The sequence below is a fragment of the Nostoc sp. CCY 9925 genome, from assembly GCF_963920935.1.
In the GTDB taxonomy this organism is placed as follows: domain Bacteria; phylum Cyanobacteriota; class Cyanobacteriia; order Cyanobacteriales; family Nostocaceae; genus Nostoc.
On the sequence record NZ_CAWUDO010000075.1, the window covers coordinates 19,317 to 41,575 of the forward strand.

The 22,259-nt window shown below is 39.8% G+C and carries 18 protein-coding genes; 8 read left to right on the forward strand and 10 right to left on the reverse strand.

Features of this window, described 5'->3' with window-relative positions; genetic code table 11:
* Positions 1–1,300 precede the first annotated feature (1,300 nt).
* The 6 genes from ACM0OY_RS28600 to menH form a co-directional block, all read right to left on the reverse strand.
* A complete protein-coding gene (locus ACM0OY_RS28600) occupies positions 1,301–2,446 on the reverse strand; it encodes a SpoIID/LytB domain-containing protein (RefSeq protein ID WP_414572168.1) in 1,146 nt (381 codons plus the stop codon).
* Between the two features lie 340 nt (positions 2,447–2,786).
* Complete coding sequence (locus ACM0OY_RS28605) at positions 2,787–4,190, reverse strand: glycoside hydrolase 100 family protein (RefSeq protein ID WP_414572169.1); 1,404 nt, start codon at positions 4,188–4,190, stop codon at positions 2,787–2,789.
* A gap of 157 nt (positions 4,191–4,347) precedes the next feature.
* The gene (locus ACM0OY_RS28610) at positions 4,348–5,157 is read right to left on the reverse strand and encodes a glucose 1-dehydrogenase (RefSeq protein ID WP_414572170.1); all 810 of its coding nucleotides are present in this window, start codon (positions 5,155–5,157) and stop codon (positions 4,348–4,350) included.
* A 380-nt stretch (positions 5,158–5,537) separates the two neighbouring features.
* Positions 5,538–6,194, reverse strand: a complete 657-nt coding sequence (locus ACM0OY_RS28615; protein WP_414572171.1) for an SAM-dependent methyltransferase — start codon at positions 6,192–6,194, stop codon at positions 5,538–5,540.
* Between the two features lie 97 nt (positions 6,195–6,291).
* Positions 6,292–7,644 (reverse strand): APC family permease, encoded by a 1,353-nt coding sequence (locus ACM0OY_RS28620; RefSeq protein WP_414572172.1) that lies wholly within the window; start codon positions 7,642–7,644, stop codon positions 6,292–6,294.
* 484 nt (positions 7,645–8,128) lie between these two features.
* On the reverse strand, positions 8,129–8,953 hold the full coding sequence (gene menH / locus ACM0OY_RS28625) for a 2-succinyl-6-hydroxy-2,4-cyclohexadiene-1-carboxylate synthase (RefSeq protein ID WP_414572173.1): 825 nt from the start codon (positions 8,951–8,953) through the stop codon (positions 8,129–8,131).
* Positions 8,954–9,594: 641 nt separating this feature from the next.
* Between menH and ACM0OY_RS28630 the strand changes: the two genes are divergently transcribed.
* From ACM0OY_RS28630 to ACM0OY_RS28640, 3 genes are all read left to right on the forward strand, one after another.
* Entirely contained in the window at positions 9,595–10,071 is a 477-nt protein-coding gene (locus ACM0OY_RS28630) for a hypothetical protein (RefSeq protein WP_414572174.1), read from the forward strand.
* Between the two features lie 277 nt (positions 10,072–10,348).
* Positions 10,349–11,791, forward strand: a complete 1,443-nt coding sequence (locus ACM0OY_RS28635; protein WP_414572175.1) for an FAD-dependent oxidoreductase — start codon at positions 10,349–10,351, stop codon at positions 11,789–11,791.
* A gap of 220 nt (positions 11,792–12,011) precedes the next feature.
* Complete coding sequence (locus ACM0OY_RS28640; RefSeq protein WP_414572176.1) at positions 12,012–13,229, forward strand: acetate kinase; 1,218 nt, start codon at positions 12,012–12,014, stop codon at positions 13,227–13,229.
* Between the two features lie 88 nt (positions 13,230–13,317).
* Here ACM0OY_RS28640 and ACM0OY_RS28645 read toward each other — a convergent pair whose 3' ends face one another.
* Entirely contained in the window at positions 13,318–14,337 is a 1,020-nt protein-coding gene (locus tag ACM0OY_RS28645) for a serine hydrolase (protein WP_414572177.1), read from the reverse strand.
* Positions 14,338–15,204: 867 nt separating this feature from the next.
* Here ACM0OY_RS28645 and ACM0OY_RS28650 point away from each other — a divergent pair.
* Together ACM0OY_RS28650 and ACM0OY_RS28655 are read left to right on the forward strand one after the other, a co-directional pair.
* Positions 15,205–15,597 (forward strand): hypothetical protein, encoded by a 393-nt coding sequence (locus tag ACM0OY_RS28650; RefSeq protein WP_414572178.1) that lies wholly within the window; start codon positions 15,205–15,207, stop codon positions 15,595–15,597.
* 508 nt (positions 15,598–16,105) lie between these two features.
* A complete protein-coding gene (locus ACM0OY_RS28655; RefSeq protein WP_414572179.1) occupies positions 16,106–17,143 on the forward strand; it encodes an aldo/keto reductase in 1,038 nt (345 codons plus the stop codon).
* Between the two features lie 367 nt (positions 17,144–17,510).
* Here ACM0OY_RS28655 and ACM0OY_RS28660 read toward each other — a convergent pair whose 3' ends face one another.
* Together ACM0OY_RS28660 and ACM0OY_RS28665 are read right to left on the reverse strand one after the other, a co-directional pair.
* A complete protein-coding gene (locus ACM0OY_RS28660) occupies positions 17,511–18,413 on the reverse strand; it encodes a hypothetical protein (protein WP_414572180.1) in 903 nt (300 codons plus the stop codon).
* Positions 18,414–18,415: 2 nt separating this feature from the next.
* The gene (locus ACM0OY_RS28665) at positions 18,416–19,288 is read right to left on the reverse strand and encodes a hypothetical protein (protein WP_414572181.1); all 873 of its coding nucleotides are present in this window, start codon (positions 19,286–19,288) and stop codon (positions 18,416–18,418) included.
* Between the two features lie 237 nt (positions 19,289–19,525).
* Here ACM0OY_RS28665 and ACM0OY_RS28670 point away from each other — a divergent pair, with 237 nt between their 5' ends.
* Positions 19,526–19,879, forward strand: coding sequence for a hypothetical protein (locus ACM0OY_RS28670; protein ID WP_414572182.1), 354 nt, complete (start codon positions 19,526–19,528; stop codon positions 19,877–19,879).
* 3 nt (positions 19,880–19,882) lie between these two features.
* Entirely contained in the window at positions 19,883–21,070 is a 1,188-nt protein-coding gene (locus ACM0OY_RS28675; protein ID WP_414572183.1) for an anion transporter, read from the forward strand.
* Here ACM0OY_RS28675 and ACM0OY_RS28680 read toward each other — a convergent pair.
* Positions 21,048–21,155 (reverse strand): hypothetical protein, encoded by a 108-nt coding sequence (locus ACM0OY_RS28680; protein WP_414572184.1) that lies wholly within the window; start codon positions 21,153–21,155, stop codon positions 21,048–21,050. The two genes, ACM0OY_RS28675 and ACM0OY_RS28680, sit on opposite strands and share 23 nt — an antisense overlap.
* A gap of 244 nt (positions 21,156–21,399) precedes the next feature.
* On the opposite strand from ACM0OY_RS28680, the gene ACM0OY_RS28685 reads away from it, so the two are divergent.
* Complete coding sequence (locus ACM0OY_RS28685; RefSeq protein ID WP_414572185.1) at positions 21,400–22,185, forward strand: hypothetical protein; 786 nt, start codon at positions 21,400–21,402, stop codon at positions 22,183–22,185.
* Positions 22,186–22,259 lie beyond the last annotated feature (74 nt).

Here is a 22,259-nt window from a genome sequence, read left to right on the forward strand (position 1 = left end):
CGGAGAATTTTGAATTATAAGTAGTTAAAGGAACTTGATATGACACTGCAATCATGGGAAAGTAGCGATCGCTATTTTTAATTCTAGTATTTCAGAGGGTACAACAGACGGTTTATGTTTTTATGGAACTCCATCATAATTAAACCCAGATTAAACAGAAAAAACACTGAGAACAATTTAGAGTGCCTGTGACAGGGATCGCTCTGATTTAGGAGGCTCAATTTACAAAAGATCGAGTATTCAAAGCTATTTATCTACAACCTCATAAATTCTAGAATTATTTACCCCAGCTTATTTATAAACACGATGAAATATGCCACTTTTGTATTGCTATTAATACTCTCTTTTTCAGTGGCACTTCCGGCTTTTGCATCTGTATGCAAGAATTACGAGGGTCACCAGATTTGTATTCTCAGTATTCACCGTAGTGCTAAAAACTATTGGGAATACAGGGCATCTGTGAGCATAGATGGAGTAAAAACACCTATTGAAGTCTATAATTGCCATCAACGAGTTAAAATTCAACAAAATGGAACTGTTTTGCCTTTTGAGCAAAAAAGTGCTGGTGAAATGATATGCAACTTTTTTAATTCTTCTCGGCGCTAAAGACCCGCCAGATAATCAAGACCGTAAAACCTAGATAGGCTAGTACAGTTAACCATTCTTGCCAGCTACCGAATATATTGTTCATCACCAAAAGCCAAAAATAAATACTTTTATAACAGGGAACAGGGAATAGGCTTAAAAGATGTTGTTGCTCTCAAACCTTTTGTGCCTAGTCCGTTTAATTTTACTTTTTACTCAGCATCGTTTCGGTGAAATTATCAAATACTCTTTTTTTTGTACACCTGCGTCTTCTTGAAGCTGCTAGTTGCTTGCTGTATTTTGCTCATTCGGTTAGAGATCAAAATTACTCTAAAAATTTTTCGCTAATTTTCCGGAATCAATAATACTAGAGTGGTATTACATATCAGAGCATCGATAATTATACTGAACTTCTATAACTAACCTACGGGGAATATAGCCCCATTATTTCAAAAGCCCGGTCATCAAAACTGGGCTTTTGATATTTAATACACTCATTAAAAGGCAATAAAAATGGTGCAACTTGTAGGCGCGACAACTTACCCCATAATTAAAATCCCTTGATTTTAGGACGCATTTACACTGTGTAAGCAATCTCGTTTAAAATATTTATTTGATTTTTTCCATTAGAGCCTTATAAAGTAAAAACAAAATTACTCTAGGGTCACACAGCTAGCTGTGCAACCCTAAACAATGGTTAAGTACAACAGTGGACTTACTTAGCCTGGATTGGTGTTAGAGCTACACCTTTGTAATAATGTCCCAAAATTTGCAGGTGGTTGACTCCTTGACGAGCCAAATTGTATGCTCCCCATTGACTCATGCCTAAACCATGACCGAAGCCAAGTCCTTGGAGGACAAAACTACCATCCGCTCCTTTGGAAACATTAAAGCGGGTACTTTTGAGTTTGAGCGCTGTCCGCACTTGTTCGCCCTGTAAGACTTTCGTGCCCTTGTTGCCGACAATTTTCAGGACTTTGACACTCCTAAAAGGCGAAAATGTTTCTGGAACGATCGCCGTTACACTACCTACCTCAGGAAATTTAGAGCTAATTTCGCTAGGGGAGAAGCTTTTGACCCAATTACACTCACTGATATTTTGGTCGTAGTCTTGAACAGCACGTAGGTAGGGTAAGGCATTTCCCCAAACATCTTCCACGTTTTCGGTATGTCCGCCAGAACAAGCATGGAAAACTGAGAGAATAATCTTGTTTTTATAAGTTAGTACTTGCCCTCCTGTTTCATCGACTGCTTTGTAAGTAGCAGGAGATTCGCTAATCACACCTTTGTAAATTTGCCAGCGGTCGGGAGTGTTGCCTAAATCGTAAACGGGATTATTCCGTTGTTTTTCTCGTTCGTAAAGGGCATAGGTGCGGGCTGCGATCGCCTGGGCTTTCAAAGCTTCTTGAGGCCAACTAGCATTCATTTCACCACCGAGAACGCTGTAGAGATACTCTTGGTCATCAACCCAGTTAACAGCAGTTAAGCCTTTTTCTGTGGGGACGACCAAAGTTCTGCCCCGATACCAGCGATCGCCAATGTAAACAAATCCTTTACCTGTCGGCTCAATCCAAAATAAACCAGACTGCCATTTATCTAAAGCCACTCCGCCAGGAACCGCTTGAGCATAAAACGCACTCATGGCCGGTAATTGTCCCAAAGTCCGGCCAGTACTATCCTTAACGATCCCAGTTGTGGAACTGCCGACTTTTACCTGATTAACCCCCCTCTCAATTGCTACGCGCAAGATTACAGCCGCTTGAGCTGGGGCAACCAAAGCTATCCATAAGAGAATGCTTATCCACCAATGACGTACTTTAATCTGGGAAAGTAAAGAGCCTAAGTAAAGTTGGAATTTCATGCTGGTCATCTAAACATCACATTAGTATTTGTTTGACGCTCTCGATTATGGCGTCTACTACTTTAAGATGAGACACTTCTCCAACGTCGGAGGTTGCCACCTCTTACTAATTATGCATTTAGGTTTAGCTATCAGATGGCAGCCCATAGTAAATACTTGCCAAAACATTACAGCTTTTGGCAAGATCTTTAAATTTGAAACCCTATTTTGGCGTTAGTCCCCGCAGGCGGACGAGAGTTTGTGTAGTCGCGATTTCTAATCGCTTGGATTATTCTCTCTCCAGAGTCATAGAAGAGCGTTAATAAAACCTTCTGCCCTCTGCCCTCTGCCTCCTGCCTTCTCAAATGCTACAGCCAGGGCCTTCAAGACCTTCTGGAAAACTGATTAATTCCAAGTAATCTGGATTTGCTAGGAACTGTTTTGCTGCTAGTAACCCGGCAATGCTCCAAGTTTGATAAATTCTCGCTTCTTTGCCAATTAAACGACCATTATTACCATCGTAGTATTCCGGGAATTTATCTTCAAATAAACGACTTTCGGCAATGGCGATCGCTTCTTGGGCAAGTTCTATCCTACCTGTTTTCTGTGCGGCAGCGGTAAATAACCACAATAAAACAGGCCAGTTCCCACCGTTGTGATAAGACCAAGCAATGTTCTTAGTGTCACATCCTGTAACAATTCTCCACTCCAAACCTTCCAAAGCTGGAAAGCAGATTTTGACAGGCATATAGCCAATCAAGTCTTGCCAGCGTTCGGCAAACAAATTCATGATACTTTGAGATTCCTTTTCGCTTGCCAAGGAAGCTAAGATTGCCATCAGATTTCCCAAAGTAAAAAAGCGAAAATCCATCCGTCCCGGCCCCAAATTCCCGGCTAAATATCCTCCAGTTTCAGGTAACCACTCGGTCAACCAACTGGGGATAGATTCTGAATGGATGTTAAATTTATTCGCAACTTCTTTACCAAATTCGTTACCTTTGTAACGATAAATTTCCCGCAATCGCTGTACGTCTAGCCAGTAGTAATTGGCGATATGGTATTTTAAAGCTCCCAATCGCCGATTAACTTTATCCAGATAACTCTCACCATTGCCATCTGGTAAAAGTAATTCCTTAGCTGCCCTCAAGGACGCATAAAATAATACCTGAATTTCTAAAGGATGTTCGTAAACTCCCAGGCGACGGTCAATCATAAACGCGCCATCGGGAACTAACATTGTTGGATACATGGAAAAGCGATGTACCAAACAAAGATCTAAAATTAACTTGATTCCTACTTGAAAATCTGGCTGACGCGCTAAAGCCAAATCGCCTGTAGCTTTTTCATAAGCCCGTAAGAGCACAATCCACCACATAAAAGAATCAACTGGAGGAACACGAGCGATGGCTTGTTCGCCAAAATCAGCAACCAAAAATTCCTCACTTCCATTGGATTGGACTTTGAAACTGGCAGGCATTAACCCTGCCCCTGGCTCAAAGCAGTCCATCTGCTTTTCATGACTTTGTAATTTCAGTGTTTCTATTAAAAAATTGCGGACAATATCTGCTTTGCCGTACATGAGAAACACTAAAGCAGAAGGTACAAAATCCCGGAGAAAACACTGGTCATAATTGAGTGCATCTGAATGTGGATCGTGAGCGGCTACCGTACCGATGGGCTTTCCTTGATAATAAATTATCGACTTTTCCAGAAATTTCCAAGCTTCTGCTTCTAGCAAACTGTTCTTATTGCTTGTCCGAGTCATAGATGTCTAATTCCACTAATGGTATGTATAGCAGTTGAAGCAGAATTTAGGGCATAAATTAATCTAAAACCCCTATATCAATAGACTTTCAAGCGTGTTGCCTATTGCCTATTCCCTGCTATATCGCTCAATCGTGGAAAGTACGCCAGCTAAACTCTTAAGCCGACCAGGTTTCCCGGAAATCAGCATACAGAGTCAATCCACCATCGACAAACAGCGTTTGTCCGGTGATGTATGCGGCTTCATCTGAAGCTAAAAAAGCTACTGCGTTTGCCATTTCTTCAGTAGTGCCAGCCCGCCCCATTGGGATATGACTTTCCACGATCGCCTTTTTTTCAGGGTCATCTATCCAGGCTTGATTCATTGGTGTGATTGTCGCTCCGGGGGCAACGGCGTTAACACGAATACCTTGACTAGCGTATTCCAATGCTAAACTTTTGGTCAGATTTTCCATACCGCCTTTGCTAATAGAATAACTGATATACATCGGTCGAGGAATAATTTCGTGAACGCTGGAAATATTAATAATTACTCCCCGACGATTAGCAGACAGTAAGTGTTTAATAGTTTCACGGGCGCAGAGATAAGCACCCCGGAGATTTACTGCAATCACTCGGTCAAAATCTGCTGTGGTAACTTCATGAGAAGGACTTTCTGTTTGAATGCCAGCATTGTTGACGAGAATATCTAGACTGCCAAATTCCTGAACAACAGTGTTGACCATCTCAACAATATCTGACTCTTGGGAAACATCTCCCTGAACTAGCAGGGACTTCACACCACAATTTTCAATATCTCCACAGGCTTTCTGCAATGCCATCTCTTGTGTTTGTGCCGCGGTATCAGGGTCTTTGCGGTAATTGATAGCGATATTGCACCCTTGTTGAGCAAATTTGATAGCGATCGCTTGACCGATACCTGATGTTGCACCTGTAATTAAGGCATTCTTTCCTTTTAACCCTATCATATTTCCTCACTTAAAAGATTTTGTATTTTAGATTAAAAGTTTTAATTACTATCTTGTAAAATAGAATTCCAAACAATAAGTACATAAATAAAAGTATTTACTGTTATTCGGAACAATCACAATGGCATTGTGTAATTAATTATATCCCGCTACTTACTATAGGAATCCGATTTGATTTATGAAAAAAATCCATACACTTCTAATCCTCTTCTTCACTATTGCCTATTGACTATTGCCTGTTCCCTGCCTCTACGAGTAATTTCAAAAATCAAATACTAGTCCTATAGTGCCTGGAATTTACTATGAATCCAAGAATTTGGATTTTGGATTTTAGATTATTTCTTGAATCCAAAATACAAAATCCAAAATTGACACGATTCCTATCGCAAATTCGCTGGTATCTCTTGAGGAACTACCCAATAGTAAATAGTTTTGCCCTCTACATTCAGCGTTTGCTCTGGTTTCCATTTGCCCATATCGAAAGCGTGGGAAACAATCCGAGTACCAGGTTTGAGTTGTTTTAGAAGTATGGGGCGGAGTTTCTCGTTGATTTCTGGTAATAGGTAAAGTGTGACTACTGTTGCTTCACTAAAATCAGTGTTGAACAAGTCCTGCTGGACAAATTTCACGCGGTCTGTGACTCCTGCTTTCTTCGCATTCTCATTAGCTTCTTTGATGCGTTGGGGGTCAATATCTATGCCCACACCCCGCGTACCAAAATTTTGTGCCGCAGTAACCACAATTCGCCCGTCACCACTCCCAAGGTCGTAAAGTACATCATTTTTGCCCACTTTTGCCACTTTTAACATTGCATCCACCACTGGCTGTGGTGTTGGCACATAAGGAACATCACCAGGGCGTTCTTGCGGTTGAGTTGTTGGTGTAGCTGTAGGAGTTACTGTTTCAGTCTCAGCCGTTAAAGTAGAAGGTTCTGTCGGAGTTTCAGTACTACGCTGTTCCGTCGTACACCCAGCAATTCCGAAGCTGCTAATACTAACCCCTGTAACCAGTAAAAACAGAATTTTTTTGAAGTTCATGAATTTTCTCCTTTGTGATTTGTAATTGGGCATTGGGCATTAGTTATTTATTCTTCCTCCCCCTGCTTCCCCTGCTCCCCCTGCTCCCCCTGCTCCCTCATCTCCCCCGGTGGTTATTCCAGAGCAACAGTGGAATACCTGCTGCGACAACTAAAACACCTACAATTGCTCCTACGCCTGTGTAAACTAAGCTGGAATACAGTAAGTAACCGCAGACGGCGCAAAAAAGTAATGGTGTGAAGGGATAAAATGGCACGCGGAATGGGCGCACTATGTGGGGTTCCCGCATCCGCAAGACGATTAGTGATACGCCTGAAAGTAAGAAGAAGAACCAAAACACCGGGGCGGTGTAATCCACCATTGTTTGAAAGCCTTTGCGGGTGAGTGTGCCTAAAACAACTAGTGCTAAGGCGATCGCTGCTTGCAACAATAAGGCATGGGTAGGGCTGCTAGGACGTTGCTGCCAGCGTCCCATAAAACCAAATAGAGAAAAATCTTGTCCCAGTGCGTAATTGGTACGCGCTCCAGTAAAAATTGTGGCGTTAGTTGCCCCTAAAGTGGCGATCGCAATCAGGATGCTGATGAATAAGGCTCCCGGTGCGCCCCAAAGCGATCGCATTAAATCTGCGGCTACTGCTTCTGACTGTGCCATGTTGGCTAATCCCAGTCCCCGCAGGTAAGCTAGGTTGATCAGCAGGTAAATGGCGGTGATTATACCAATACTCCAAATGAGCGATCGCACGATGTTACGTCGTCCATTCTGAATTTCTGCCGAGATGTAAGCGGCTTCATTCCAACCGCCGTAGGACAGCAGCACAAACACCATCGCCAATCCCCAAGTTCCTGATGATGCAGATTCTATGGGGGCGGTAAAATTAGGAGTGGCACTCAGCCCAAGAATTACTACCAGCAATAAACCCAGAACTTTGGCAACACTCAGTAAGTTTTGTGTCCACTTACCTTGCTGCAAACCGACAATGTTCAAAGCAGTTAAAAGGGCGATCGCTACTGCTGCGTAAATAGAAGCTGAAAACGTGCCTAGCCGCCATATTTGTGAAACATAATCGCCAAAAACAAATGCCAAAATAGCAATGGAACCAGTTTGAATTACTGTCATCCGTGCCCAAGCAAATAAAAAGGCGACTCCTCGCCCGAATGCACGTTTCAAATAGTAGTAAGCACCTCCAACATCAGGATAAACTGTTGCTAATTCTGCATAGCACAGCGCTCCTACCAGAGATATTACGCCACCGATGAACCAAAAAAGTAGTACCGCAATATCACTACCCGCTTGATTTGCTACTAAAGCCGGGGTTTGAAAAATCCCCGCCCCGATGACAATACCAACAATCAGAGCTACTGCATCTGGTAATGTCAGTGATGGCTTGGGTGATGCTGTTTCAATTATCTCTGTTTGATCAAGCAAATTGTAGTCTTTAGGTCTACTCACATTAGTTCCTCATTTAGTGTTGAGCAGGGACTTTTTGCTTTGTTTCATCAAAAATTACCTCAGATAATCAATTTCATTGAAATGAGAATATGAAACTCATATCCATATCTCGATATAGAATATAGTTAAATATAAATGTGACGCAAAAATGACAATCAAGATAATCAATTAATTACTAATTCATGATTATCAGCCAATACAAAATGTAGATAGTGCCAGTTATTTTGGCATTATCACTGTTTGCATATTAGCTTGATTTCAGTCCTTCTAAAAGACTAGAAAAACTCACTCATAAAAACTTCTCCCACGAGTGTGATTTTAAGTAGACTAAAGAATGATAAATAAACTAACTAAAGAATGATTGACTAACAAAGGGTAATTGTGCGTTGCTCGCTAGAGCGGGTAGAGAGAGGGAGAGGCAACAGGCAATAGGTAATTAGTACTTTTCATATTCACTATTGCCTGCTTGCGTGACTTATCGAAATTAAAGCGGATTAGTATAATTAAAAAAATCTCTGAGAATTTGCACAAACTTCAAAGTATTTTCAAAGTGAATATTATGTCCAGCATTCTCAATTATTTTTAGCTGGGCAAATTTACATACTTTAGACATTTCTATATTAATACATACAAATTTTTCATCATATTCACCAGCTAATAAAAGCGTAGAGATTGTATTTTCTGGTAGCTTTGACCATAAATTAGGCTGGCGTCCAGTACCCATGAAGCGCAATGATTTATCCAATTCTTGAGGATTGTTGTGCAAGCGATTTTCTACCATTTTTTCATATTGTGGATGATTTTTTATATAACCAAAAATTGGTTGATTATACCAATTTGAGAGAAAATCAGCAAAAATAACTTTATTAGTAATTCTTGTCAATTTCTTGCCTATTTGCGTATCACGCTTAATTCGTTCTAATCGTTCTGCTTCTGTTGCCAAACCTGAGGTAGCTGATTCGAGTATCACTTTGAAGAAACGTTCGGGAAAATGTAAAGCTAAGTATAAAGCTAATCTCCCACCCATTGAATAACCAACTAAAAAGCATTTGGTAATTTCTAATTTATCTAATAAGTTAATTATCGCCTGGGCGGTGTTGGGCATTGAATAGTATTCATCTCCACCTAAAACTTGAGTTTTGCCGTGTCCAGGCAGATCAAGTGTTAAATAAGAAAATTCATCAGATAATAATTTTATTGCTTCATCAAATTCATCAATGTTACCCATGAAGCCGTGTATAAAAAGAATTAGTTGTTTATCTGTTTGATTAATTAAAGAATAGTTAAAATGATAATTTTCTAAAATCATAAATTTAGGTTTTTGATAAATACAAATTTAATAAATATCATCTAAAATCATATATTTAGTAAGTAGAACTGTGTGAAAAATTAAATGTTTGTAGTCAGGAGTTTAGTCCTAAAAAAAAGGGCTAGAGCCTCTTACTAGTAGCTAAGTTTAGCTAACGTTGTATTAGTTAACATAGTTTGATTTATTTTCACCGACTTACTTAAATTGAAAACCATAAATTAACCCTGCCGCAGACAAAAATAGCACACTACCAAAGATAGATGTAATCAATACATTATATAGTTTATCCAAATGAGAACATTCAGAGAATTTATAATTAATACTAACTTTTGTTAAAAAACAAGTATTATTCAAAAATATTGTTTTTGAATAGTTAATATGTATAGTACTCCTATTTGATTGCGTGAAAAAAACTCGCCCTCATTTCAAAAAGGCTGATTTACCACTGCAAAGATAGCAAGGAACAGGCAACAGGCTGAAAATTTTTTGATAGCAAGGTTTGAGGCTCGGTTTTTATCCGCAACTATGCTTGAACTGCTAGAAATTCAAAAATCAAAGCCGATTGCTATCTGAAGTCGATATTAGCTATCGATTAAAAGTCTAAATAATTAAAAATTGTCTAAACTTTTGAGGCAACACCAATGATTCACCACATTTCTATTGCAGCAAATAACCCCCGTCATGTTGCTGAGGTTTTAGCTAAAGTTTTGGGCGGAAAAACTGCTCCATTTCCTTCACATCCTGGAAGCTATGTAGCAGTAGCTTTGGATGAACAAGGCACTCTGATTGAAGTTTATCCACTGGGTACTGAGTTGATTCCTGGTGATGGCGAACAACAAGTTCAATTTCGTGAAAATAATAATATTAGTGAATTTAATGCAGTCCACGCGGCTGTGAGTGTACCTATTAGTCAAAAAGAGATTGAAGAAATTGCTGCCACTGAAGGATGGCGGATATTGCATTGTAGCCGAGGCCCATTTGAAGTGATCGAATTTTGGATTGAGAACCGCCTGATGATAGAATTGCTCAGTCCAGAAATTGTGTATCAGTATCTCAATTTTGTTCAAAAGCAAAATTTGGAAAAGTTTTTTGCTCCTGCTGCTGAAGTAATTGCATGAGTTGAAACTAATAAGTCAAAGTTCAATAGTAAGAACAAAAAAAATTCTTGTTTTACTTTTGAGTTTTGACTTTTAATTATTTGTATATCAATCGACTGCAAAACCTATGCAGGTTAATCAAGATTGAGGCATTGCATAACACTAGGATGAATTTAGGGAGGCAGAAGAAGCAGGAGGAGAGACTTTATGATTTCCTAAATTATCCCGCAAATATGCAACACTAATATTAAGCTATCTTAAGTTTAGGAAGATAACAAAAAGCTAAATAAAGTCTCAAATGTTTGATTTACAAATTCCTACAGCTACAGAAAATAAAGCTATTGTGATTGGGGGAAGTATTGCTGGACTGTTGACAGCTCAAGTACTGACCAAGTACTTTGATCGCGTGATAATTGTAGAGCGCGATCGCTTTCCCGAACAACCCGAACAACGTCACGGTGTACCCCAAGCTTATCATGTCCATGTTTTACTCATTCGGGGTCAGCAAATTTTAGAGCAGCTGTTTCCTGGCATCATCGCAGAATTAACTAATTCAGGGACACCGATTATGGACTCGGTAGCAGATTGTCCTTGGCTGGGTTTTAACGGTTGGGCACCACGCTTTTCTTCTCATTTAACCAGCTGCGCTTGTAGCCGTAATCTCTTGGAGTGGACTATCCGCCGCCGTCTAGCAGCTAATGACCGGATTGTATTTGTACAAGCAGCACAGGTAACTAACTTGCTGTCTAACCCTAATAAAAGCAGCATTACAGGAGTACGAGTCAGCTTTCGCAACGAACCCGAAGCAGAGATACTTGCTAATTTAGTTGTAGATGCCAGTGGGCGCAATTCTCATACACCAGAGTGGTTGGAGGAATTGGGTTATCAGTCACCACAAAAGACAGTTGTCAACTCTTTTTTAGGCTATGCCAGCCGTTGGTATCATCCTCCTGAGGGTTTTAAGTCAGACTGGAAAGCTTTTTTAATTACCTCAAAACCACCACATAATACTCGTAGTGCTGTGCTTTATTCGGTTGAAGGTAATCGTTGGATTGTCACACTCGCTGGTATAAGTCGAGATTATCCACCAACCGACGAAGCCGGATTTTTAGACTTTGCTCGGAGTTTGCGATCGCCTATTATCTATCAAGCCATAAAAGACGCTCAACCGATCTCACCCATCTACGGTTATAAACGCACAGAAAATAGCCTGCGTCACTACGAAAAACTTTCTAGATTACCAGAAGGTTTGATAATAGTAGGTGATGCCGTTTGTGCCTTCAATCCCGTCTACGGTCAAGGTATGACTACCGCTGCTTTGGGCGCTTTGACTCTGGATGAGTGTTTGAACAAGCAATTATCTAACCAATCCAACGGTAATTTAATCGGTTTGCCACGATATTTTCAAAAGCAACTAAGCAAAACCATTTCTGTACCCTGGTTGATGGCCACAGGTGAAGACTTCCGTTGGCCTGCCACCGAGGGAGAAAAACCTGATTTGATTAGCAAATTTATGCAGTTGTATATGGATCAATTATTACTACTGCAAGCTGACAGTGCAGAAATTCATCAGCTTTTCTTGGAAGTGATGAATTTACTCAAGCCACCCAGCGCATTTTTCCAGCCAAGTATCCTGATGCAAGTTTTGAAGCAGATAATCAATTCACGTCATCCATCAGACAAGTTTATTGATGGAGAAAATATTCCTAAATATCAGCCTTTGGTAATTCGTAATTCGTAATTCGTAATTCGTAATTCGTAATTCACCACTCATCATCTTTAGACCTGCCTTGAAAATAGAGACTTCCCCAGTCCCCAGTCCCCACTCCCTATTTTCAAGGCAGGTCTCTTGTAGAGACGTTGCAATGCAACGTCTCAAAATATGTCTAATGCCTAATAGCACACGATCGCGACTAAGTGTAGGATTGTGACATGATGAGAGCAGGTCATGTTTTCCTATTATGAAGATATTGGTGCTAAACGCTGGTTCGAGCAGCCAAAAGAGTTGTCTGTATGAAATTGCAGATGAGGCTCTCCCCACCCAAGCACCCCAACCTCTTTGGGAAGGGAAAGTCAACTGGACTCAAGACCACGGTGTGGCAGAAGTTGAAGTGAAAACTGCTACAGGTGCAGGGCTGGAAGAATCAATTTCTGGTGAGTCTCCACAAGCACACCTCACCTATATGCTCAACACACTCACTCGCGGTGCTACTAAAGTCATTAATCAGTTGTCAGAAATCGATTTGGTGGGGCATCGCGTAGTACATGGTGGACAAGATTATCGAGAAAGTACGGTAATTACGGAGGATGTGAAAAAGGCGATCGCTCGTCTGTCTAACATAGCTCCAGAACACAATCCCGCCGCTTTAGCAGGCATAGAAGCAATTGAAAACATCTTAGGAAATGTAAACCAGGTGGCAGTATTTGATACTGCATTTCATAGTACTATCCCCGATGCAGCAGCAATTTATCCCGGCCCCTATGAATGGGTAGAGCAAGGTATCCGCCGCTATGGGTTTCATGGTATCAGTCACCAATACTGTTCTGGTCGTGCTGCCCAAATTCTCGATCAAGATTTAGCATCCTTGCGATTAATCACCTGTCATCTCGGCAACGGTTGTTCTTTAGCCGCGATTAAAAACGGTTGCAGTATTGATACTACTATGGGATTCACGCCATTGGAAGGGTTAATGATGGGCAGTCGTTCTGGCTCAATCGATCCGGGGATTTTAATTCACTTATTACGGTACTGTAATTACTCTGTAGAAAAATTAGATTATGTTTTAAATAAAGCTTCAGGTTTACGAGGAATTTCGGGCATATCTAGCGATATGCGTGAGGTGACAAAAGCGATCGCCCAAGGCAACACCCGCGCTAAGCTAGCGTGGGATATCTACATGCATCGCTTACGTTCTGGTATCGGTGCAATGCTTACCAGTTTGGGAGGATTAGATGCTTTGGTGTTCACCGCAGGGGTGGGTGAAAACTCACCAGCAATTCGCCAAGCCGCTTGTGAAGCTTTGGGATTTTTGGGATTAAAAATAGACCTGGAAAAAAATCAACACCAGCCAGTTGATGAAGATATTGCCACACCTGACTCACTAGTGAGAATATTAGTAATACATACTCAAGAAGATTGGGCGATCGCTCAACAATGTTGGCAATTATCAAAAAAGTAACATAAAACAAAAAAATCTTTATTTCTTCCCATCTCCCCTACTCTTGTAAAGACGCGATTAATCGCATCTCTACAATCGCGTCTCTACCCTACGGTACATGGCTAACTTTTGCTTGTTCAAAATAGCCATATACGACTTTAGATACTTGACGAATAAAATCTCTTGCTCTGAGGTCATTATTTGGTCTTCTCACAAAAATTCCTGCTAAGTAACGCTTACCTGAAGGCGTTTGAATAATACCCGCATCACCCAATACAAAACGTAAAGTTCCTGTTTTGTGAGCTATCTTTGCACCAGAACCTAAACCAGATGGCAGCAATTTTCTATTGTGACAACCATACATAATACCTAAAACTTGAGACTCACTTTTATTAGAAAGTAGTTGATTATTTACCATCAAAGCAGAAAGTCTTACTAAATCTTTTGCGCTAGTTTTATTAGTTCCATTGAAGTCCCCTAACATCCGGCGCAGAGCAGTAGATTGCAATCCCCAACTGCGAAACCGTTGATTTAATTTAGCAATTCCGCCTAAGCGAGCAATAATCATATTTGTCGCCGTGTTATCACTAATAGTCATCATCATAGTTGCAGTTTTTAAGACACTAAACTTACTCCCCGCTCGCTTATACTGCATACTACCCGAACCACCGACGACATATTTCCGCTGCATTACTAGAGTCTCGTCTAGCTTAATTCTTCCTGCATCTACTTCTTGAAATAAAGCAATCAAAATCGGATACTTAATTGTACTAGCCGCTGGAAAAGCTTTGTTGCCGTTGATACTGATATAGTCTCCTGTTTCCAAGTCCATAAAAAATATTCCAGGAGTCAGGAATTTATAGCGAGAAACTAATTTATTAATTGGAGTTTTTAGTTCTGATATCTCACGTCCTAAAGAAACTATACCAGTGAATTTAGGTGTATTTGTTGGATTAACAACATTACTGGGAACTGGAGGAATAAATTGCAGTGGCGGTAACTGTAAATTAGATTGATTTCTATTCCAGTTATCAGATGAGTAAACTTTATTACTGTTAGGATTTGCTTTTACTGGCAACGAAAGCAGAAGAAAACTGATGAGGCTAAGTGAAAACCAGCGTAGTTTCATGTATTATTGCTAAATTGGTCTTATATTTACTTACAAGATTGTCCAGTAAGAAAAATAAAATCAGGACATGCAAGATGATAAGCAATAAAATATCTCATGTCAACATTTATGAATCAAGACTCAAAAATAGTTTCATCGATATAAATTAAAACTTGGTTGATTCAATTGAGAGTAATTTAAATAACATCAATTGGAAAAATAGCTTGAAAACGTTAATACTTATAGCAAAAACATTGACAAAGTAGTAGTCTGTCAATCCAAAAATAATAGGTGAAAGTAGGTAGTGGGGAAACAGTTTTTCTATTTATCACATTTACTTATCCCGAAAGGCTTTATAAGTTGCAATTAATTAAGGTTCTTGGCAACTTTTGGTGATGATGAAAGGTTACGCGCTTTAGAGGATGTTTGAAAAGTCAAAATGTATACCAAAAACCTCACTTCCATTCCTCTCTCCTGCAAGGAGAGAGGCTTTGAAACCCCCATTCCCTTGTAGGGAAGGGGGGTAGGGGGGTTAGGTTTTTGAGGTTTAAATGTTACCAAAAATACTTTTCAAACAACCTCTTAAGGCAGAAGGATTTTAAACCTGAGTGCCTGTCGTTGTGTAACTGGAGGCAGGCATATTGTAGCTGGTCTATCGAAAGGTAAATGAACTTTAGGAAGTACCACCCAGATGATGATTGTGTTTTAATAAACAATGAGGCGGTTTGTTATGCTCGATACCAAAACCGTAAAATTACTGACTGTTGTAGTCGAGGAAGCTCAGATTTATTAAAATTAAGATTGAGAGCAGTTATTTACGGACGAGAGTCTAATTCATATCTTCATTCAGGAAGACCACCCTTCTACAACACCTTTGAAAAAACCGTTATGAATCATTCATTGATAGTTAAACCAGGGCTACTACTTGCAATCCTGACAATAGGATTGGTTAATTATTCTCCCGTGCAAGCAGGCGTCAAAGATACGACACCTCAAAATCAGAACCAGCTAGAACAACAAAGTAAACAGTTGGCAAAACCACAATCTTCTCAACAACTATGGCAACAATTTCGGAGCCAGCAAGATGGAGACAGACTACGACAGCAACATCGGATTGAACAAATTCGCTTGCAAAATCAACTCAGACAACGACCGTTGGGGCAACATACTACAATGGACCAACTAAGACAACAACAAAGACTGGAAATGGATAGATTTCAACTTCAACAACAATCTCAACAAGAGTTCAGACAACAACAACTTCAACAAGAATTCAGATAACCGCACTAAAGGTCATATAGGACTAGTATTTGATTTTTGAAATTACTCGTAGAGGCAGGGAACAGGCAATAGGCAATAGTGAAGAAGGGTATTAGAAGTGTACGGATTTTTTTCAGAAATCAAACCAGATTCCTATATTACAAAATTATTGACCGAACAAGGCAAAAGTAAAAAATAAAAAGTTAAAAGGCAAAAGAAATAAAGAAAGAAAAATCAAACAAATCCCTAAATTGATTTATGAGGATTATCTTTTGAATTTTGAGTTTTTACTTATTAATAATATTTGGTGACCTAAGACTATTGTGGTAGTAAAAATCCTCTTGCCCAAGAAATCCACGACTTTGAGTAGATACCCTAGTTGCTCACTCGTGTTGCCATTATTGCTGCCGCCGAATAATCTATTACTCTACAGATGTTTGCTTTCCTTCACCAGTTAGATGCCTTTGATTGTGCAATATTGCAAAGCTATGAGAGTGAATTCTCATAGTTTTTTTTAAAGGACACATTTGTGGATATCAGCAGACGGGATTTGTTAAAGTTTGCTTCTACTTCGGGTTTGGTTGTAACAGGAGTGGCAACTTCAGAAGGAATTACCAGACAAGTTTTAGCCCAAAATCAACCTACTTCAACTCAGACCAAAAGCGGCGAAATGATCTACAGGACGCTGGGACGTACAGGAGAAAAAGTATCCGTAATTGGTTTGGGTGGTCATCATATTGGACGACCAAAAGACGAGCAAGAGGGTATTCGTCTGATTCGTACTGCCATCGATCGCGGCATCAATTTCATGGATAATAGCTGGGACTACCATAATGGCGGTAGCGAAATTCGGATGGGTAAAGCTCTCCAAGATGGTTATCGAGAAAAAGTTTTTCTGATGACCAAAATCGACGGTCGCACAAAAGAAGCTGCTACTAAGCAAATTGATGAGTCTTTAAAACGTTTGCAGAGCGATCGCATTGATTTGTTACAGCATCATGAAATAATTCGTATGGAAGATGCAGATCGAATTTTTGCTCCTGGCGGCGCAATGGAAGCTGTCGTCGCAGCACAGAAAGCAGGCAAGATTCGCTACATCGGATTTACCGGACACAAAGATCCTCTAGTTCACTTGCGAATGTTGGAAGTTGCTACTCAAAACAAATTCCGTTTCGATACGGTGCAAATGCCATTAAATGTGATGGATGCCCATTTTAGAAGTTTTGAGAGGCAAGTTCTACCTCTTTTAGTAAAAAATCAAATTGGCGTGCTAGGTATGAAATCAATGGGTGACCAAAACATTCTCAAAAGCAACACAGTCAAACCCATCGAATGCCTACATTACGCAATGAATCTACCAACCTCAACAGTAATTACAGGTATTGAGAGTATGGAAATTCTCAACCAAGCCTTTGAGGCAGTACGCACATTTAAGCCAATGAGCCAAGAACAAGTCAGCGCGTTGCTGAATCGAACTCGTCAGCCTGCTGCAAAAGGGCAGTATGAATTATTTAAAACTACTAGCCAATTTGACAGTACAGCTAAGAATCCTGAGTGGTTGGGATAACTATATAAGCTGCTTTTGCATCTAACGCAGCTCGTTTGAGGGAGTAATACCAATTCTCTCTCCATTTGCACTCTTCTAATTACCCTTATCTTCCTTGGCGTTCTTCTCTACGAGACGCTGCGCGTTGGCGGAAGCCTACGGCAAGCCGCAAAGCGTTTACTACAGCACGGCGTAAATAAACCACCCATTCTAAATCAACGAAACGCTGATGCTGTATTAATTTTGAATTTTGTTAGCGCAGCTAAGCCGTGTCCGCGAGCGTCATTTTGAATTTTGAATTCTGCCTTGCGGTACTACGTTTAATAAAATTAAGTGCATCTTCATAGAGAATTGGTATAAGTATTTTTAGTGCTAACTGCTCACTGATTTAAGATAGTAACCGATGCAGAATTAATTTACCAACTCGTGGTTGGATAAAACTTAAAATGTACTCTACCAGTTTTGGTGCAACAACTGACAATAATGGCAATAATAAAGCATTAACTTCGCTAAAGCCATTAATACCGCCAACAACAAAGCTAGGAATTAGACAAACCAGCGCCCACGCCAACCAATTTATAAATTTAGAGTTGATAGAAGTAAGTCTTTGAAATTGATTAACAAGTATATAGCGGGTAGTAGCAAATAATATAGTTAAGCCCAACCAAGCAAATATTGATAGCATCCCATTTGCTGGATTAAGATTGTAAACTACAAAACCAGCAGTAAACGACGAAGCTACCTCCCAAATTAATAAATTGGGTTTAATTTGAAAGCTACTTATTAATTGTTCAGTCAGCCAATAGTGAGCAGAGACAATTATTGAAAAGTTAGAATTTTCCAAACAATCCCACTTGATTTTATGAAATATATCACCATCAAAAATTACTACGGTTTGCAAAACAATATCTTCGTCTTTATAAGCAGATAAAGCTGATTTAGCCTGTTTGTAGTAAGAATTGAAGGTGATTCCCGATTGTAAGCTTGTTTTTTCTTGTGCCGTTTTACTGAAAAAAAGCTGTAAGATACCTAAATATAAATTTTTACTTATTGAATTTTTATTTTCCAATACTAGATAATTACTGAAACAGGTATAATACCAAAGATAAATTATCAGTTGTGGGCTAATTTCAAGGAAAACACCATTTTTTTTTGCTTGCTGAATTTGTTCTATAATTGTCTCATTTAAATAAAAACTACACTGTCCTCCCTCAAGCTTAAGTTCAAAGCGATCGCCTTCAGGAATTTGTAGTAATATTTTGGGATCTATTTTTTGTAAATTGCCGTTCACGCTCAAGGTAATTTTGCAATATTTTGTACTAAATTAATCAAAAAACTAAGTGTTCCACGCCACTGTTTCTCTCCAGCAACCAGCCCTTCGTTATGTGTATTAATGATGGAATTTTTAGCTTCCTCAGTTAAATTAAACAATTCTTTATTATAACGAGTGATAATATCTCCATCTAACTGCATCACAGTTTGGACATAAATAATATCAGTTTGAGTACTTGTAACGTTACCACCATCAAGGGCTGCTTTCAGTTCAGATATTTTACGCAAACTCCGAATAAATTTACCATTGTTTAAAAGTTTTTGAATTTCTTGATAATTTGCAATCCAATCTTCTTGACTGTTTCCATCTTTTTCATCAATAACCGGAGTTGGAGCAGGTAGTATTGGTTTGGCTAACTTGATGTTGTTTTCATCAGCTTCAACTAGATTTTCTTGATGTTTCTTTGCGTCTTCAAGGTTCTGGCGATATCGTTTTACCCTCTCATCCTCAGGATTATAAAAACCTGAACCCTGTTCTAGCAAAAGGTAAAAATATTCTCTTTCAAGTTGGTCAAATAGACTTTTATAATGCTGACGCAGTTCTTGGGCTTGGGAACCTTCTTTGGGAATTCCTTTTGCCTCAAAATAGTTTGGGTCATGTATAGAATAAATTTCTTGATATGCTTGCCAAGGATTAAATTTTGACCCATTAATCCTATCCACAACTATAGTATTCACTTCTAAAGCTGTGATGTCACATACTAATGTCTTTACAGAAGATACTAAATTATTTAACACTCCTCTCGCTAGGTTTTGAATATCTTGGGGTTTAGCACGATTTTGGCTTCGAGTCTCAATCCCATTTAGGTCTTTAGCTTGAATATCATTAGACATAATAGTATTTCCTATACTTTGGTCACAGCAATAGGTTTAAATCACAACTAAACTTAATTTTGGGACAATGTTAAAAATTTTACTGGCTTTATATAAAAAATTAAGTAAAATCCAAATAACTTAATCATTGAAGAAAGTATTGATAAAGAAAAGTAACGCTATAATTTCCAAGAATAAAGATATCTATGCAAACATTAAAAAAAGACATTAAACACAATCTACTCTCGCTTTAATCTATTGATTAAAAAGCTAGTTATATTTGGCGTTGCTGAATTGTGGTATGAATGCAAATGTAGAGACGCAGGAATTTTTGGCGTGATGCAGCTTTTGGTAATAGCCAATTTGACCAAGGGAACAGGACACTTCAATCTCGCCCAGGGAGCAATTGGCGCTGCCGTTGGTATTGGTGCGTCTCTCAGTAACTCCCTGGCTTGTTTTGTAGCTAAAGAAGCTGGCTATAACGCTAGCTTCTTGAGTATGGCAGCGATCGCCATCTCTGCCTTGGCTTTCTTTTGCTTGTTTATGCCGGAAACTAAATCTACATCCCATTCGCTAAACTCTCAATCTGAGTTAACTACGGTGGGGGAGTAGGCAATGGTAGTTCTGCGATACCTTGTGATTTTACTAACTTACATCGGGTTGGGACTCGGTTATTTACCTGGACTGCGGATGAATCGTGCCACAATTGCCATTGCGGGTGCGGCTTTGTTGATGGCATTAGGATTGTTGGATCTGCGTGCGGCGTGGAGTGCTATTGACTACAAGACACTGGTGTTCCTGTTCGGCATGATGATAATTAGTGCGAATCTGACAGTTTCGGGTTTTTTCCAGTTGGCTGTTGATTACACTATCTGCCATATCCACAGTCCATTTGGATTATTAATAGTACTAACTTTTGGTAGCGGCTTTCTCTCAGCACTGTTCCTCAATGACACGATCGCCCTAATTCTCACACCTTTAGTAGTTAGTCTTACACAATTGCTGAAGCTCAATCCTGTTCCCTACTTATTGGCACTGGCTGGCGCAACTAATATTGGTTCTGTTGCCACCCTCAGCGGCAATCCTCAAAATATCTTAATTGGTTCGTTCTCTGGCATTAGTTATCTAGACTTTGCCAAAGCCTTGACACCGCTAGCTTTGGTAAGTTTAGTAATCCAGGTGGGTTGGTTGTGGTGGTTGTATCCAGAAGTGCGTTCCCTACGTCCCGATCTGAAAGTCGAATCACCTAATTACCGTCTTTTCAAACCACTTTTAATCAAGAGTCTGCTAATTACAGGCGGATTACTAATAGCTTTTTTGATTGGCATTCCCACTGCGGAAGCAACGTTAATTGCCGCTGGACTATTACTAGTAACACGTCGTCTCAAGCCAGAGCGAATTTTACAAAAGGTGGATTGGGATTTGCTGCTGATGTTTTGTGGCTTGTTCATCCTCACCGAGGGCGTGCAGAAACTCGGTGCGCTGGAATGGTTTTCCCGTTTCGTTTACGATCCCTTGAGCATTCTGGGAGTAACCGTATTTTTGTCGAATCTAGTATCTAATGTGCCAGCGGTACTGCTGCTACATCACCTAATTCCCCATCCCAATACGCAAACTTGGCTACTGCTAGCGGCGGCTTCTACACTGGCTGGAAATTTGACGCTGCTGGGTTCTGTTGCCAATTTGATTGTAGCGGAGGCAGTTGCTAAGCGAGGATATCGGCTGAGCTTTGGGGAGCATTTACGATTTGGACTACCGTTAACTGCTGTAACTCTAGCACTTACCTATTTTTGGATTTACTAAGTTTACGTGTGTGCGACGAATCAATCCCTGCTAGCTGTCGGTACTTGACGACAGTCCGGCAGGCAATGTTGACTCCAAATCGCAACTTCAGTAGTGGTTTATCTCAATTAAATATGATAAATGAACTCATTCTTAATTTTTCTTCCTTCGCGCTCTTTGCGTCCTTTGCGGTTCGTTTCTGAAACCTCTCGAAACTAATGGGACAGACCACTAGCTATTAAAAATACTTACATCTTTTCTCACCAATGATTTTGGATTGGGATATTCTAGAATGCCAAACGATTTGAAGTATAATACAATACTTCTAGTTTGGTATAGAGTGGGCAGATATGTTGTTATCGCGTAAAGCCATTGTCACACCTTTTATAATCTTTGCGTGTATTTTAGGAGTTGGCTTGATTCAATTTCCCCGACTGGAAAAACTGCTCAATAGTAAAAAGTCTGCTTCCTTAGAAACTCTAGAAAAAGATATTAAATCAGAAAAAATCAGGCTTGATTTTATCAAAAGAATGCCTAGCTTTGGTTATAAAAACTTGATTGGAGATTGGGTATATCTGAATTTTTTACAATATTTTGGAGATGATGAAGTCCGGGATAAAACAGGTTATAGTTTAAGCCCAGAATATTTTGAAGTAATTCTAGAACGCGACCCGCGATTTTTGGCAGCGTATCGCAGTCTTTCCATTAGTACTTCATTATATGCTGCCATGCCAGAACGAGCGATCGCATTATCAGAAAAAGGCTTAAAATCCCTATCTCCATCGGTTCCCGAAAAGTCTTATTACGTGTGGCGTTATAAAGGAACTGATGAGTTATTATTTCTAGGCAATCCTCAAGCTGCCCAAGAGTCTTTTGCCACAGCCGCAAATTGGGCGAGAAACTTTTCAGATGAAGAAAGTCAGTTTATAGCTGCTACTTCTCAAAAAACTGCTGAATTTCTCAGCCGGAATCCTAATAGTAAATATGCTCAAATCTCTACCTGGACGATGGTGTTAAATAATCAAGTTGACGATAAAACTCGGAAACGTGCAATTAGGGAAATCGAAGCCTTGGGAGGGAAAGTAATTCAAACTCCTGAAGGGAATTCTAAAATTGTCTTTCCTCCAAAAGATTGAATTTAGGGAGTGGGGAGTGCCTGACTTTTCACGGTATCTGGAAAACCCCGCTTCCATTCCTCTCCCCTGCAAGG

Bases quoted from the DNA above. Each gene is read 5' to 3' on its own strand.
- ACM0OY_RS28600 (WP_414572168.1), bottom strand. From the start codon at position 2,446: ATGAAATTCCAACTTTACTTAGGCTCTTTACTTTCCCAGATTAAAGTA.
- ACM0OY_RS28605 (WP_414572169.1), bottom strand. From the start codon at position 4,190: ATGACTCGGACAAGCAATAAGAACAGTTTGCTAGAAGCAGAAGCTTGG.
- ACM0OY_RS28610 (WP_414572170.1), bottom strand. From the start codon at position 5,157: ATGATAGGGTTAAAAGGAAAGAATGCCTTAATTACAGGTGCAACATCA.
- ACM0OY_RS28615 (WP_414572171.1), bottom strand. From the start codon at position 6,194: ATGAACTTCAAAAAAATTCTGTTTTTACTGGTTACAGGGGTTAGTATT.
- menH (WP_414572173.1), bottom strand. From the start codon at position 8,953: ATGATTTTAGAAAATTATCATTTTAACTATTCTTTAATTAATCAAACA.
- ACM0OY_RS28630 (WP_414572174.1), top strand. From the start codon at position 9,595: ATGATTCACCACATTTCTATTGCAGCAAATAACCCCCGTCATGTTGCT.
- ACM0OY_RS28635 (WP_414572175.1), top strand. From the start codon at position 10,349: ATGTTTGATTTACAAATTCCTACAGCTACAGAAAATAAAGCTATTGTG.
- ACM0OY_RS28640 (WP_414572176.1), top strand. From the start codon at position 12,012: ATGAAGATATTGGTGCTAAACGCTGGTTCGAGCAGCCAAAAGAGTTGT.
- ACM0OY_RS28645 (WP_414572177.1), bottom strand. From the start codon at position 14,337: ATGAAACTACGCTGGTTTTCACTTAGCCTCATCAGTTTTCTTCTGCTT.
- ACM0OY_RS28650 (WP_414572178.1), top strand. From the start codon at position 15,205: ATGAATCATTCATTGATAGTTAAACCAGGGCTACTACTTGCAATCCTG.
- ACM0OY_RS28665 (WP_414572181.1), bottom strand. From the start codon at position 19,288: ATGTCTAATGATATTCAAGCTAAAGACCTAAATGGGATTGAGACTCGA.
- ACM0OY_RS28675 (WP_414572183.1), top strand. From the start codon at position 19,883: ATGGTAGTTCTGCGATACCTTGTGATTTTACTAACTTACATCGGGTTG.
- ACM0OY_RS28685 (WP_414572185.1), top strand. From the start codon at position 21,400: ATGTTGTTATCGCGTAAAGCCATTGTCACACCTTTTATAATCTTTGCG.